This is a genomic window from Campylobacter sp. RKI_CA19_01122, assembly GCF_025771325.1.
In the GTDB taxonomy this organism is placed as follows: domain Bacteria; phylum Campylobacterota; class Campylobacteria; order Campylobacterales; family Campylobacteraceae; genus Campylobacter_D; species Campylobacter_D lari_D.
The window spans coordinates 14985-28429 of sequence record NZ_JAKMPZ010000002.1; the positions used below are offsets into that span (position 1 = coordinate 14985).

Consider the following 13445-nt stretch of genomic DNA (forward strand, 5'->3'; position numbering starts at 1 on the left):
AAAATATGATACAATTATAGTCTTTTTAAATAACTACAAAATGAAATTTTTAGGAAAAATATGAATTTTTTACAAAACTTAGCTCTTTCTTACTCACATAAAGCCATGCAAAAATCTTTAGAGAATGGTTTTGATGTGAAACTTTTAAAAGAAGGACAAGAAAAAAAAGTTAATCCAAAAAAAACTTATATGCTCTATGCTCATATACCATTTTGCCATACTTTTTGTCCATATTGTAGTTTTCATAAGTATTATTATAGTGAAGATTTAGCAAAAAGATATTTTGAAAGCTTAAGAGAAGAAATCAAACAAATCAAAGACAAAGGATTTGATTTTACTTCTATGTATGTGGGTGGTGGTACTACTTTAATTAATGAAGAAGAACTTGCTAAAACTTTAGAACTTTGCAAAAAATTATTTAATATTAAAGAAATTTCTTGTGAGAGCGATCCTAATCATATCGAACCTAAAAAGCTAGAAATGTTTAAAGGGCTTATAGATCGTTTAAGTTGTGGTATACAAAGTTTTGATGATGATACTTTAAAAAAAGTAGCAAGATATCATAAATTTGGTTCAAGCAAAGAGCTTCAAGAAAAGCTTTCTAAAGCTATAGGTGTGCTTCCTATTATGAGTCTTGATTTGATTTTTAACTTTCCTTCTCAAACTAAAGAGCAATTACTCAATGATTTAGAAATAGCCAAAAATTTAAAACCTCAACAAATCACAACTTATCCTTTAATGAAATCAAACCTCACAAAAGATAATATCGCAAAAACTCTAGGAGTAAGTTTTAAAGATAATGAATTTGAGTTTTATAAAATCATTATAGATTTTTTCAAAGATTATGAAAGAAATAATGCATGGTCATTTTCTTTAGAAAAAAGTAGCTTTAATGATGAGTATGTAAGTAGCCATCATGAGTATTTAGGCGTGGGAAGTGGGGCTTTTAGCTTTTTAGATGGAGAGCTTTTAATCAATGCTTTTAATTTAAATGATTATTCTAAACTCGTAAAAGAAAAACAAAATGCAAATATTGCTAAAGCTAATTTTGGTAAAAAAGAAATCATCAAATATGTCTTTTTAACTGAAATGTTTGCAGGTAAAATCGAGATCGATAAATTTAATAAAACTTTAGATTGCAATTTAGAAAAAGATCTTTTCATAGAACTTTTAGGTCTTAAGCTAAGCAAGGCTATAAAAAAAGAAAATAATACTTTATACACAAGTGAATTTGGGCGTTATTTGTTTATGGTATTAATGAAAGATTTTTACACTGGTATGGATTTAGTGCGTGCTGTATTTAGAGATAATAAACGCTTACAAGATAAAGAACACATTAATATCATGCAAGAAAATGTTGATCCACTTGATTTTAAAAGTATGGAGTTTAAAGGATAAAAAGCCTTTAAAGGCTTTTTACTAAAATGGTCTTACCACCATCATAATAGCGATAATTATAAATAATATCGTTGGAATTTCATTATAAGCTCTAAAAAATTTCCCACTCTTTTTGCAAGTATCATTTTGAAGTTGTTTTAAATAATAATAATTTTGCAAATGATAAATAATCAAAAGCAAAGCACAGGTTAATTTAGCATGCATAAATCCTGATCCAACCATCAAAACTTTATTTACATGCAACATCAAACTTCCACTTATTAAAGTTACTATCATCGCAGGAGTTTGGATATAAAAATACAATTTTCTTTCTTGAATTTTTACCACTTCTACAAAGCCTTTATTATCTTTATGCTCTGTATGATAGACAAAAAGTCTTGGTAAATAAAACAATCCAGCCATCCAAGAAACAAAAGCTAAATAATGCACCATTTTAATCCACAAATACCAGTCAGTTAAAAAATCTAACATTTTTCTCCTTTTTTATTAAAAATTTCTTTTATTAAAATCAAAGCTACACTAATGTTTATCATCACATCAGCTAAATTAAACACAGCAAATTCAAACCACTTATGCCAAAATACAAAATCCACCACACCTATATGCACAAAGCGATCAAGTAAATTTGAACACCCAGCAGATAGCATAATAGCAAAAGCGATCAAATGTGTTTTAAAAAATTCTTTTTGATAAAGCAAATACACAAACAAAGCCAAAATAAAAACAAGTTGTATGTATTTTAAATACTCTCCTAAAAATGCAAACATTGAAAAGGCTACACCGGTATTATAGGTTAAAACTAAATCAAAAAATTCACCCTTATACTCAAGCCCTTGCAAAAACAAATACTTACTTACTTGATCTAGTATAAAAACTAAAGCAAAAACAAGCCAAAATTTTAAAGATAAAATTTTAAGCATTCAATGCTTTCATAAAAAAGCTTTCAACAGCTTTCATTTCTTTTTCTAAAAGCTTAATATCTTTTGCTTCAAGTAATAAGCGTATTAAATTTTCTGTACCTGAATACCTAAACAAACTAGCAATTCCTTTTTTTTCTAAATCTTTTTTCAACTCTTCTAAGCCTGCAAGCTTACTTAAGTCTTTTTTCTCTGAAATTTTAAGATTATGCAAAAGCTGTGGGTAAGGTTTAACTTGATTTAAAATTTCACTTGCACTTTTTGCTTCACTTAGCATTAAAGCACTAAATTGTAAAGCAGCTACCAAACCATCTCCAGTTTTTGCATAATCACTAAAAATAATATGCCCACTCTGCTCACCACCAAAATTTCCACCGCATTCTTTGAGTTTTTCAAGTACATATTTATCGCCTACATTGCAAGTTTCATGTGTGATTTTATGTTTAGTTAAGAACTCTTTTAAAGCACCATTGCTCATTATAGTGCTAACTACACTTGATTTTAACTTGCCTTGTTTTTTCAAAAATAAAGCTAAAACACCCAAAAGACTATCTCCATGAGCTACTTCGCCTTTTTCATCCACAACAACCAAACGATCTGCATCCCCATCAAAAGCAAAACCCACATCTGCTCTAAATTTCTTTACCTCTAAAGCTAAATTTAAAGGATGTAAAGCCCCGCAATTTTCATTGATATTTAAACCATTTGGCTTATCATTGATCACAATCACATCTGCACCAAGTTCTTTAAAAACCGTAGGTGCTACCTTATAAGAAGCTCCATGAGCCACATCTAACACAACGCGTAAAGACTTTAAAGTCAGCTCTTTAGGAAAAGAATTTTTTATAGAAACAATATATCTTCCTATCACATCATCAATTCTTTTTGCTTGCCCAATTTGTGATTTTGTTGTTCTTGCTTCTTCTATGAGTTTATCGTTAAAATAAATTTCTTCTATTTTTGCCTCTGCTTGTTCATCAAGTTTATTTCCATGTGCATCAAAAAATTTAATACCATTATCATAGTAAGGATTATGCGAAGCTGATATCATAATCCCTGCATCACAACGCATATCTTCAGTTAAAAACGCAATAGCAGGTGTTGGCATAGGGCCTATTTCTATAACATTATATCCTATAGAAGTAAGCCCTGAAACGATAGCATTTTCTATCATATAACCGCTTCTTCTTGTGTCTTTTCCTACTAAGATATTATTTGTAAGGGCTTTGTCTTTAAAATAAATTCCAGCAGCCATAGCCAAACGCATAGCTAAAAACGAATCCAAAAACTCCCCTGCTTTACCGCGTACTCCATCTGTTCCAAAAAGTTTCATTTTTTTACCTTTGATTTTAAATAGTGCAATTATAAGTAAAAAAGTTAAGTAATGTATAAATGTGAGAATTTTATAAGCATTAGTTAGTAATAAAAATATATAATTTTTAAAATTTCACTTAAGGAAAATGAATGAAAAAAATCATCGCAGGGGTTGTAGTAGTAATTTTACTAGTTATAGGGTTTTTTACCTCAGCTTCTTATATTAACTCAATCAATGAAAAAATCTTTGCACAAATGAGTCAAGATACAGCATATTATAATGTTGAAGATACTAATTACACTAAAGGACTTTTAAATTCCAAAGGAAGTTTTATAGCTACACTTAATGATTTACCTTATAGTTTTAAAGTGAATGTGGATTTTTCCAATAATTTTTTTGCAAGTAATAATGCTATCGTTTCTATTTTAAATGAAAATGAAGACTTAAAAGGCATTTTTCCAAACGAAGAAATCTTTAAAATCTTAGTTAGCGTCAAAGGTGGTGACATTAACATCAATGCAAAAATAAATGATATTAATTTCACACGCAATGATACAAATTTAGTTTTAAATAATACATCATTTAAGATTATAGGTTCTGATGAATTTGTAAAAAATATGGAACTTAATCTAGGTTATGTTTTATTAGAACAACTATCTCATAAAGAAAAATTAGAAGCAAAAAATATCAAAATTTCTGAATTTCCTATACAAAAATTAAGCTTTAATGATATCTTTAGTCCTAGTAGAAATAGTGAACAAAATATAAGCATTGATAGTGCTAGTTTTATAAGTTCTATTGCTTTTGACTTTGATAAATTAAAAATTTTTGCAAAAACAGCTCAAAATGTTCAAAACGATTATGATAGTGTTTTAAAACTAGATTTAGCTAAATTTAATCTTGCAAATGAAAACTTTATGTTAAATAATATTAATTTAGATATGAATTTTAATAATCTTTCTAAAAAAGCTTATGATAGCTTAATGCAAAATTCAAACACTGATATTTTTTCTATGATGCTTTTGGCAAGTCAGTTTTTAAAAGCAAACCCACAAATCATCTTAAATAATCTAAGTTTTGAAAAAGAAGGTAAAAAATTTGACGCAAATGGACAAACTATTTTCACTGAAAACAATATAAAATCACAATTTCATGCAAACACAGAAATTCTTCCTAGTCAAATTTGGCCTGATTTTGCAAATTTTGATACTTATTTCGTAGACAATAATGGCTCTTATATGCTTGATTTTATCTATGATGATTCTAATAAAAGTGATGTTACAACTATCATTAATGGTGAAAGACTTACCATAAATCCACAATGACAAATTTAAGCTTAACTTTTCGTCCTAAAACTTTAGATGAGGTTTTAGGACAAGAAAATTTAGTAGAAATTTTTAAAAAATTCATACAAGTTTCAAAACTCCCTCATAGTGTATTTTTTGGCCCAGCAGGTTGCGGGAAGACTTCTTTTGCAAGAGCAATAGCGTATGAGTATAAACTTGATTTTTATGAATTTGATGGAGGGAATTTTAAACTTGAAGAGCTTAGAAAAATACTAAGTAATTATGAAAATTCTTTATATAAACCTTTGATATTTATTGATGAGGTACATAGGCTTTCAAAAACCCAACAAGAAATGCTTTTAATCCCTTTGGAAAATCAAAAATGCCTTTTCATAGGCGCAAGCACTGAAAACCCCTACTTTACTTTAACTTCAGGCATAAGAAGCAGAAGTATGCTTTTTGAATTTAAAGGTTTAGAGTATAAAGACTTAGAAAAACTTGCCACAAAAGTGCAAGAAAAACTCCAATGTAAAATCGATGATGATGCTAAAGACTTTTTAATCACTTCTAGTGCAAATGATGCAAGAAGCTTTTTAAATTTATGTGAGTTTGCTTTGGCTTTAGATAGCACTCATATCACGCTTGAAACTTTAAAAAAATTAAGAGCAAATGTTTTAAGCGATGGCACTTCAAGTAAAGATACACACTATAGACTAGCTAGTTCTATGATAAAAAGTTTAAGAGGAAGTGATGTGGATGCGAGTTTGTATTATCTTGCGAGGCTGATCGATGGGGGTGAAAGTGCGGATTTCATCGCTAGAAGATTAGTGATATTTGCAAGTGAAGATATCTCAAATGCAAACCCACAAGCACTTAATCTAGCCACAAGCACACTCATAGCAGTAAAAAACATAGGCTATCCTGAAGCTAGAATCATCTTAGCTCAATGTGTGATATTTTTAGCAAGTTCGCCCAAGTCAAACTCAAGCTACCTTGCTATAAATGAAGCACTAAATTATGTACAAAATAATCCTGCATTAAAAATACTTCCCTATCTTGATAATAACAACCCACAAAGAAAAAACTACCTTTACCCGCATGATTTTGGAGGCTGGGTTAAGCAAAGATACCTAGAAAAAGACTTGAAATTTTATCATAGCAAAGGCATAGGCTTTGAAGCACAGCTAGACTTATGGTTAAATGATATGAAAAAATCTAAAACATAAATTTAAGCACAATGTAAAAATATTTTTATATAATTTTTGTTTTTTTAAGGTTCCGTAGCTCAGTTGGTAGAGCACCACCTTGACATGGTGGTGGTCGTTGGTTCAAGTCCAATCGGAGCCACCATTTTTATTTCTTTCGATTTCTCTTATTCAAAGCACAGATTTAAAATTATTTATAAGATTTTTATTGATGATTTTATATAATATATTATAAATAAAAACAAAAGGAAAGCTCCATGAATCAAAGTCAATTCCAACCCATTATCAACTTCATATGGAGCGTGGCAGATGATTTACTTCGTGATGTTTATGTAAAGGGTAAATACCGCGATATTATTTTACCTATGACAATTATTAGAAGAATTGATGCGGTTTTAGAACCTACAAAAGAAAAAGTTCTCAAAGCTTACGACACTTATAAAGATGAATTTGAAAATTTAGATTTTATACTAGGCGGAAAACAAGGAAACAACCTAGGCTTTTCTAATTATTCTAAATTTAGCCTACAAACCCTTCTAAATGATCCAAAAAATATCAGAATAAATTTTGAAAATTATTTAGATGGCTTTAGTGAAAATATCAAAGATATCATCTCAAAATTCAAATTCAAAAACCAACTTGACACCCTAGAAGAATCAAACATACTTTTTGGAGTGATAGAGAGATTTTGCTCGCCTAAGGTAAATTTTGGCATAGAAGATATCTTAGATGAAAAAGGAAATGTTATCCACAAAGGCTTAAGTAACCTTGGAATGGGGTATGTTTTTGAAGAACTCATTCGTAAATTTAACGAAGAAAACAACGAAGAAGCCGGAGAGCATTTTACTCCAAGAGAAATCATAGAGCTTATGACTCATCTTGTATTTTTACCCGTAAAAGAACAAATCAAACAAGGAACATGGCTTATTTATGATAATGCTTGCGGAAGCGGTGGAATGCTCACAGAGTCAAAAGAATTCATCACAGATCCTGATGGCCTTATACAATCAAAAGCAAGTATTTATCTTTACGGACAAGAAATCAACCCCGAAACCTACGCCATATGCAAAGCAGATATGCTGATAAAAGGCGAAGATCCAGATCATATAAAATTTGGCTCCACTTTAAGCAATGATCAACAAGATAAAAAATTTGATTTCATGCTTAGCAATCCACCTTATGGCAAGTCTTGGGAAAATGATCAAAAAATTCTAGGCGTAGAAAAGAAAGGTTCAAATTCAACTTGTGCTGATTCAAGATTTAGCGTAGGTATCACAAGCAAAAGCGATGGGCAAATGATGTTTTTGCTCAATATGCTTAGCAAGATGAAAACAGATACCCCTTTAGGCTCTCGCATCGCAAGCGTGCATAATGGCTCATCACTTTTTAACTCAGATAGTGGCATGGTAGCCATAAGAAAACACATCATAGAAAAAGACTATCTTGAAGCTATAGTCGCTCTACCTACAAATATGTTTTACAATACAGGAATTCCTACTTTCATATGGATCATCACCAACAAAAAGCCAGAACATAAAAAAGGCAAAGTCCAGCTTATAAACGCCACAAGCGAAGAGTATTTTTCAAAAATGAAAAAGTCTTTAGGCTCTAAACAAAATGAAATGACAAAAGAACATATAGAAAAAATCACAAATTTATTTTTAGATAATATTTCTAACAAAGACTGCAAAATTTTTGACAATGAAGACTTTGGCTATACTAAAATAACCATAGAAAAACCAAAAAGTATAGAAGTTTTAAAAGATGATGAAAAATTTGCAAAACTCAAAGACAAAGACAAAATTTTAGAAAAATTACAAGAGTTAGAGCAAAACCCACAAGATTTTGAAGATAGAAACGAATTCATAAGCTTTTTAGGTGTAAAACTCAAAAAAAGCGAAGAAAACCTCATCATAGATAGCGATAAAACCAACAATACAGAAAAAATCCCACTCAAAATCGATATACAAAGCTACTACGACACAGAAGTAAAACCCTATGTAAAAAATTCTTGGATAGCTTGGGATAGTGCTAGTGTGGGTTATGAAATTTTATTTAATAAATACTTTTATACCTACACTCCACCAAGAAAACTAGAAGAAATAAACAGCGAATTAGAAAAGCTAGAAAAAGAAGTGCAAGATCTTTTAAAAGAGATCATGCAATGAAAAATTTCAAAGATAGTGGTATAGAATGGCTTGGGGAAATTCCGCAACATTGGGATATAGTTCCTATTAGATATTGTTTTAATGAATTTAATGTAAGATGTAATGATAATAATTACCCATTGTTATCTGTAACTATAGCAAATGGTGTGGTTTATCAAAATGATATAACAAATAAAAAAGATACTTCTAATGATGATAAATCAAATTACAAAATAGTTCCTATAGGTGCAATAGCTTATAATAAAATGAGAATGTGGCAAGGTGCTGTTGGTATAAATATGCTTGAAAAAGGTATAGTAAGTCCTGCTTATATTGTAGCTATTCCAAATAAACAAATAAATATTAGTTTTAGTTATTATTTATTAAAATCAAAAAATATGATTAGTGAATATGAAAAATATTCTTACGGACTTTGTTCGGATATGAATAATTTAAGATATGAAGATTTTCAAAATATTAAAATTCCACTTCCACCATTAAAAGAACAAGAGCAAATCACAAATTTTTTAGATGAAAAATGCGAGCAAATTAAAAATTTCATAGAGAAAAAAGAAAAACTCATCACACTTTTAAAAGAGCAAAAACAAGCCTTTATAAACGAAGCAATCACAAAAGGACTTGATAAAAATGTAAATTTCAAAGATAGTGGCATAGAATATCTCGGAGAAATTCCACAGCATTGGAAAGTAGTAAAAATCAACAAAATGGTAACTTTTGTAAATGGATATGCTTTTGAAAACTTTGATTTTAATCCAACTTTTGAAATTCCTGTAATTCGTATAGGAGATATACAAAAAGAAAAAATTTTATATAATAACTGCTTAAAAACAAAAGAAAAAGAAAAATTGAAACAATTTTTAATTAGCAACAATGATATTTTAATTGCTTTAAGTGGAGCAACAACAGGAAAAATAGCATTTTGCGATACTGATAATAAAGCTTATATCAATCAAAGAGTTGCCATTGTTAGGAGTAAATTAAAACTTGTAAAATATTATTTTTTAACTAGAGGATTTTCATTGCTTATTGAGCTTGCTTGTAATGGATCTGCACAACCAAATATTTCAATCAAAGAAATAGGAGAATTTAAAATTCCACTTCCACCATTAAAAGAGCAAGAACAAATCACAAATTTTTTAGATGAAAAATGTAAAAAAATAGATTTATTGATAGAAAAAACCGAAAAACAAATAAAATTAATAAAAGAATACAAAACCACACTCATAAACCAAGCCGTATGCGGTAGGAGGATAATTTATGCCAAAATCTAAATATAATGTAATTTTAGAAAAATCTATTCAAGCTGCGTTATCTGCTATTGAACTATATAATAAACCTAATTTTACTTACAGGGAAGAAAGTTTTTGTATTTTGATGACAAATGCATGGGAATTATTATTAAAAGCAAAAATATTAAAAGATAACAATAATAAATTAAATTCTTTATATATTCCAGAAAGCATTAAAACAAAAAAGGGAATAACTCGAAAAAAGATAACTTATAAAAAAAACAGAGCCGGTAATTATTTAACAATAGGATTGTCTGAACTAATTCAAAAAGAAATACAAGATGGTAATTTAAAAGCGCAATTAGAAATTTTGATAGCAATAAGAGACAACGCTATTCATTTTTTTAATAATAATTATTTTAATAAGCAAGTTTTGCAAATAGCCACTGCATCATTAAAAAATTATAAAATATTAATTGAAGAATGGTTTAATAGATCTTTGGATAATTATGACTTATTTTTAATTCCTCTTGCTTTTAATATACCAGAATCTTTTAGTGCAGGTTGCCCGACCAAAGAGCAACAAAATCTTTTACAATTTATCGCGCAGAAAATACAGCATTTAGATGAAACTAGTCCTCATGATATTGCTCTTGTTGTGGATATAAAATTCAATAGATCACAAGGCGGAATTCCAGCTAAGATTAGTCCGGAAGGAATTCCTATATATCAAGATAGTGAAGATGTTTTTAAAAATAAATATCCTTTAAATTACACACAACTTATTCAAAAAATAAAGGGTCGATATGAAAATTTTAAACAAAATAGAGAATTTCATCGTATTAAAAAAGAATTACAAAAAAATGAAAGATTTTATAGTATTAGATATTTAGATTTTAACAATGAAAATGGGCAAAAAAAGGGATATTATAGTACAGAAATTTTAAAAGAATTTGACAAACATTATAAAAGAAAGAGAACCAACAATGACTAACTACCAAGAAAAAGATTTAGAAGATTTTATAGAATCGTATTTGTTAGAAAACCATGCTTATATCAAAAGAACAAATGAAAATTACGATAAAAATTTATGTTTAGATGTAGAGCTTTTTGAAAATTTTTTACAAGCTACGCAAAGTGTAGCATTAGAAGAGCTTAAAAAGCGTTGTGGGCAAAACTATAAAAAAGAACTTTTTAATCGTATTTTGTCACAAATCAAAACCAAAGGCATAGTTAAAGTCTTGCAAAGCTATGTGGAAATAAAAGGCATTAAAATTTATCTAGCCTTTTCAAAGCCAAACACTAGTGCAAACGAAGAAAGCGTGAAAAAATACGAGCAAAACACCCTTTCTATCATACGCCAACTTCACTATAGCACGCAAAATAAAAACTCCCTTGATATAGTTATCTTTTTAAATGGCTTGCCTCTTATCACCATAGAACTTAAAAGCCATTTCACCGGACAAAATGTCTTCCATGCTATAGAGCAGTATAAAAAAGACAGAAACCCAAAAGAAGCTATATTTAGCCTTACTATAGTGCATTTTGCACTAGATAATGATCTTTGCTATATGAGTACAAAATTAGATCAAGATGCGACTACATTTTTGCCTTTTAATCTTGGTTTAAACAATGGTAGTGGTAAAATAGGCTTAGCAAATGGAGCAGGCAACCCACCAAGTGATGGTATAAAAACAGCTTATTTATGGGAGAAAATCTTTAAAAAAGACACTTTGCTAAATTTATTTTTTAATTTTGTGCAAGTTGTGAAAAAGAAAAATGAAGAAATCATCATATTTCCTAGATACCATCAATTTGATGTAGTAGAAAAACTACTCGCCCATGCAAAAGAAAACGGCACAGGACAACGCTACTTGATCCAGCATAGTGCAGGAAGTGGCAAGAGTAATTCTATATCTTGGCTTGCACATAATCTCGTAAGCCTACATAGACTTGAAAAAAACATCTTTGATTCTATCATCGTAGTAACCGATAGAAAAGTGCTTGATAGCCAAATAAGAGAAAATGTAAAATCTTTTTCACAGAAGACAAAAGATCTAGTCGAAGCCATCACTCATGGAAGCAAACAGCTTAAAAATGCTTTAGAAGAAGGTAAGAAAATCATCATCACAACCATACAAAAATTTCCTTTCATTTTAGATGAAATCAAAACCTTAAAAAGCAAAACTTTTGCTATCATCATCGATGAAGCACACTCTAGCCAAAGCGGAAGCAATGCCCAAAAAATGGCTGAAGCCATAAGAGATAAAAGCTATAATGAAAGTCAAAATTTAGATGATGAAATTTTAGAAATCATAAAAAACAAAAAACTCCAAAGCAATGCTTCTTATTTTGCATTTACTGCTACGCCTAAGCCAAAAACCTTAGAAATGTTTGGTATGCCTTGTGATGTTAATGGAGAGCAAAGGTTTATCCCTTTTCATCTTTACTCGATGAAACAAGCCATAGAAGAAGGTTTTATACTCGATGTATTAAAAGGCTATACAACTTATAAAAGTTACTATAAACTCATATCTTGCACAAATGACAATCCAAAATACGACAAAAAAAGAGCAAGTGCAAAACTAAAAGCCTATGTCCAAAACAATATCAAAACAATAGAACAAAAATCACAAATCATGTGTGAGCATTTTTTCCAAAATAGCTTTAAAAAGATAAATGGCAAAGCAAAAGCTATGGTTGTAACAAGCTCAAGAGAAAATGCCTTGAAATATTATCTTGTTTTTAGAGAGTATTTAAGAAAAAATTATCCACATTTTAAAGCTATAGTGGCTTTTTCAGGTGAAGTAAATTTAGAAGGTGAAATTTATAGCGAAAGTGGTTTGAATGGTTTTTCAGAAAATGCTTTAAAAGATGAGTTTAAAAAAGATGAGTATCGTTTTTTAATCGTTGCAGAAAAATACCAAACCGGATTTGATGAGCCATTATTGCATACGATGTATGTAGATAAAGCATTAAGTGGAGTAAGTGCAGTGCAAACTCTATCAAGACTAAACAGAACTTGCAAAAACAAAGAAAATACTTTCGTGCTAGACTTTGCAAACACCCATGAAGATATAGCAAAATCTTTTAGTGTATTTTATGAGCAAACTTACTTAAGTGAAGCCACAGATGATAATAGAATTTTTGATTTAAAAGCAAATCTAAATGAGTATGAAATTTATACCCAAGAAGAAATAGATGATTTTACAAATGCCATTTTAAAAAATGAAAAAGAAAATGTCATTCATTCAAAATTAGACACAATGTTAACTAGATTTGATCAAAAAAGTGATGATGAAAAATTAGATTTTTATAATAAAGCAAGGACTTATCTTAAAGAGTATTCTTTTTTAGCTCAAATATTACCCTATGAAGATATAGAACTTGAAAAGCTTTATATACTACTTAAAAAACTTACTAGTAAGATTATCTTACCTAAACCAGAAGACTTAGCTAAAGGAATTTTAGATAATGTGGATTTTGATAGTTATCGCTTACAACTTGATAAAACACAAGATATCATTTTGCAAGGAAATGGAGAGCTAAAACCTTCTTTTGCAAATGGTTCGAGTAAAAGTGCTGAAGCTGAATTAGAAGAGCTTTCAAACATCATCAAAGATTTTAACAATAAATACGCAAATATAGACTTTAACGAAAGCGACAAAATAGCTAAAATCTTATATGATATAAAAGATGATATAGCAAAAAATGAAGAAATATTCGAAACCTTTAACAAATCAGGTATGCAAAATTCGCGCATTAGATTTGATGAAATTTTAGAAGACAAAATTCAAGATCTTTTAAATTTAAATTTGGAACTTTTTAAACAATTTACTCAAAATAATGACTTCAAAGACAAAATAGCCAACACAATATTTAATATGATCTATGAAAATGCAAAATGATATCTAGGTAGTTTTACCA

At 29.3% G+C, this 13445-nt stretch carries 10 protein-coding genes and 1 tRNA gene; 8 read left to right on the forward strand and 3 right to left on the reverse strand.

The genetic code is table 11. The features are described from left to right. The first annotated feature begins 60 nt into the window (after positions 1–60). A complete protein-coding gene (locus tag L8U37_RS01380) occupies positions 61–1398 on the forward strand; it encodes a coproporphyrinogen III oxidase family protein (protein WP_220566944.1) in 1338 nt (445 codons plus the stop codon). A 21-nt stretch (positions 1399–1419) separates the two neighbouring features. Here the strand turns inward: L8U37_RS01380 and hemJ are convergent, their stop codons facing one another. From hemJ to glmM, 3 genes are read right to left on the reverse strand one after another with little or no spacing between them, the layout of a single operon-like run. Next, entirely contained in the window at positions 1420–1869 is a 450-nt protein-coding gene (gene hemJ / locus L8U37_RS01385) for a protoporphyrinogen oxidase HemJ (RefSeq protein ID WP_039629243.1), read from the reverse strand. Beyond that, on the reverse strand, positions 1863–2318 hold the full coding sequence (lspA, locus tag L8U37_RS01390) for a signal peptidase II (protein WP_220566945.1): 456 nt from the start codon (positions 2316–2318) through the stop codon (positions 1863–1865). The genes hemJ and lspA overlap by 7 nt, the downstream gene beginning before the upstream one ends. Continuing rightward, positions 2311–3648, reverse strand: coding sequence for a phosphoglucosamine mutase (gene glmM, locus L8U37_RS01395; protein ID WP_039629248.1), 1338 nt, complete (start codon positions 3646–3648; stop codon positions 2311–2313). Before glmM ends, lspA begins: the two co-directional genes overlap by 8 nt. A 131-nt stretch (positions 3649–3779) precedes the next feature. Between glmM and L8U37_RS01400 the strand changes: the two genes are divergently transcribed. The 7 genes from L8U37_RS01400 (at position 3780) to L8U37_RS01430 (ending at position 13426) form a co-directional block, all read left to right on the forward strand. Continuing rightward, entirely contained in the window at positions 3780–4955 is a 1176-nt protein-coding gene (locus L8U37_RS01400; protein WP_133319072.1) for a DUF945 family protein, read from the forward strand. Continuing rightward, the gene (locus L8U37_RS01405; protein ID WP_263728406.1) at positions 4952–6142 is read left to right on the forward strand and encodes a replication-associated recombination protein A; all 1191 of its coding nucleotides are present in this window, start codon (positions 4952–4954) and stop codon (positions 6140–6142) included. Before L8U37_RS01400 ends, L8U37_RS01405 begins: the two co-directional genes overlap by 4 nt. A 48-nt stretch (positions 6143–6190) precedes the next feature. Next, positions 6191–6266, forward strand: a tRNA-Val gene (locus L8U37_RS01410). Positions 6267–6378: 112 nt separating this feature from the next. Beyond that, complete coding sequence (locus L8U37_RS01415; RefSeq protein ID WP_263728407.1) at positions 6379–8289, forward strand: type I restriction-modification system subunit M; 1911 nt, start codon at positions 6379–6381, stop codon at positions 8287–8289. After that, positions 8286–9560: a restriction endonuclease subunit S gene (locus L8U37_RS01420; RefSeq protein ID WP_263728408.1), complete on the forward strand. Its 1275-nt coding sequence runs from the start codon at positions 8286–8288 to the stop codon at positions 9558–9560. Before L8U37_RS01415 ends, L8U37_RS01420 begins: the two co-directional genes overlap by 4 nt. After that, on the forward strand, positions 9547–10512 hold the full coding sequence (locus tag L8U37_RS01425; protein WP_263728409.1) for a DUF3644 domain-containing protein: 966 nt from the start codon (positions 9547–9549) through the stop codon (positions 10510–10512). The genes L8U37_RS01420 and L8U37_RS01425 overlap by 14 nt, the downstream gene beginning before the upstream one ends. After that, positions 10505–13426, forward strand: a complete 2922-nt coding sequence (locus tag L8U37_RS01430) for a type I restriction endonuclease subunit R (RefSeq protein ID WP_263728410.1) — start codon at positions 10505–10507, stop codon at positions 13424–13426. The genes L8U37_RS01425 and L8U37_RS01430 overlap by 8 nt, the downstream gene beginning before the upstream one ends. Positions 13427–13445 lie beyond the last annotated feature (19 nt).

What these genes read in the sequence shown, in the direction of transcription:
- L8U37_RS01415 (WP_263728407.1), top strand. Translation starts at nt 6,379, where the DNA reads ATGAATCAAAGTCAATTCCAACCCATTATCAACTTCATATGGAGCGTG.
- hemJ (WP_039629243.1), bottom strand. Translation starts at nt 1,869, where the DNA reads ATGTTAGATTTTTTAACTGACTGGTATTTGTGGATTAAAATGGTGCAT.
- L8U37_RS01430 (WP_263728410.1), top strand. Translation starts at nt 10,505, where the DNA reads ATGACTAACTACCAAGAAAAAGATTTAGAAGATTTTATAGAATCGTAT.
- L8U37_RS01380 (WP_220566944.1), top strand. Translation starts at nt 61, where the DNA reads ATGAATTTTTTACAAAACTTAGCTCTTTCTTACTCACATAAAGCCATG.
- L8U37_RS01405 (WP_263728406.1), top strand. Translation starts at nt 4,952, where the DNA reads ATGACAAATTTAAGCTTAACTTTTCGTCCTAAAACTTTAGATGAGGTT.
- L8U37_RS01425 (WP_263728409.1), top strand. Translation starts at nt 9,547, where the DNA reads ATGCCAAAATCTAAATATAATGTAATTTTAGAAAAATCTATTCAAGCT.
- glmM (WP_039629248.1), bottom strand. Translation starts at nt 3,648, where the DNA reads ATGAAACTTTTTGGAACAGATGGAGTACGCGGTAAAGCAGGGGAGTTT.
- L8U37_RS01400 (WP_133319072.1), top strand. Translation starts at nt 3,780, where the DNA reads ATGAAAAAAATCATCGCAGGGGTTGTAGTAGTAATTTTACTAGTTATA.
- L8U37_RS01420 (WP_263728408.1), top strand. Translation starts at nt 8,286, where the DNA reads ATGAAAAATTTCAAAGATAGTGGTATAGAATGGCTTGGGGAAATTCCG.
- lspA (WP_220566945.1), bottom strand. Translation starts at nt 2,318, where the DNA reads ATGCTTAAAATTTTATCTTTAAAATTTTGGCTTGTTTTTGCTTTAGTT.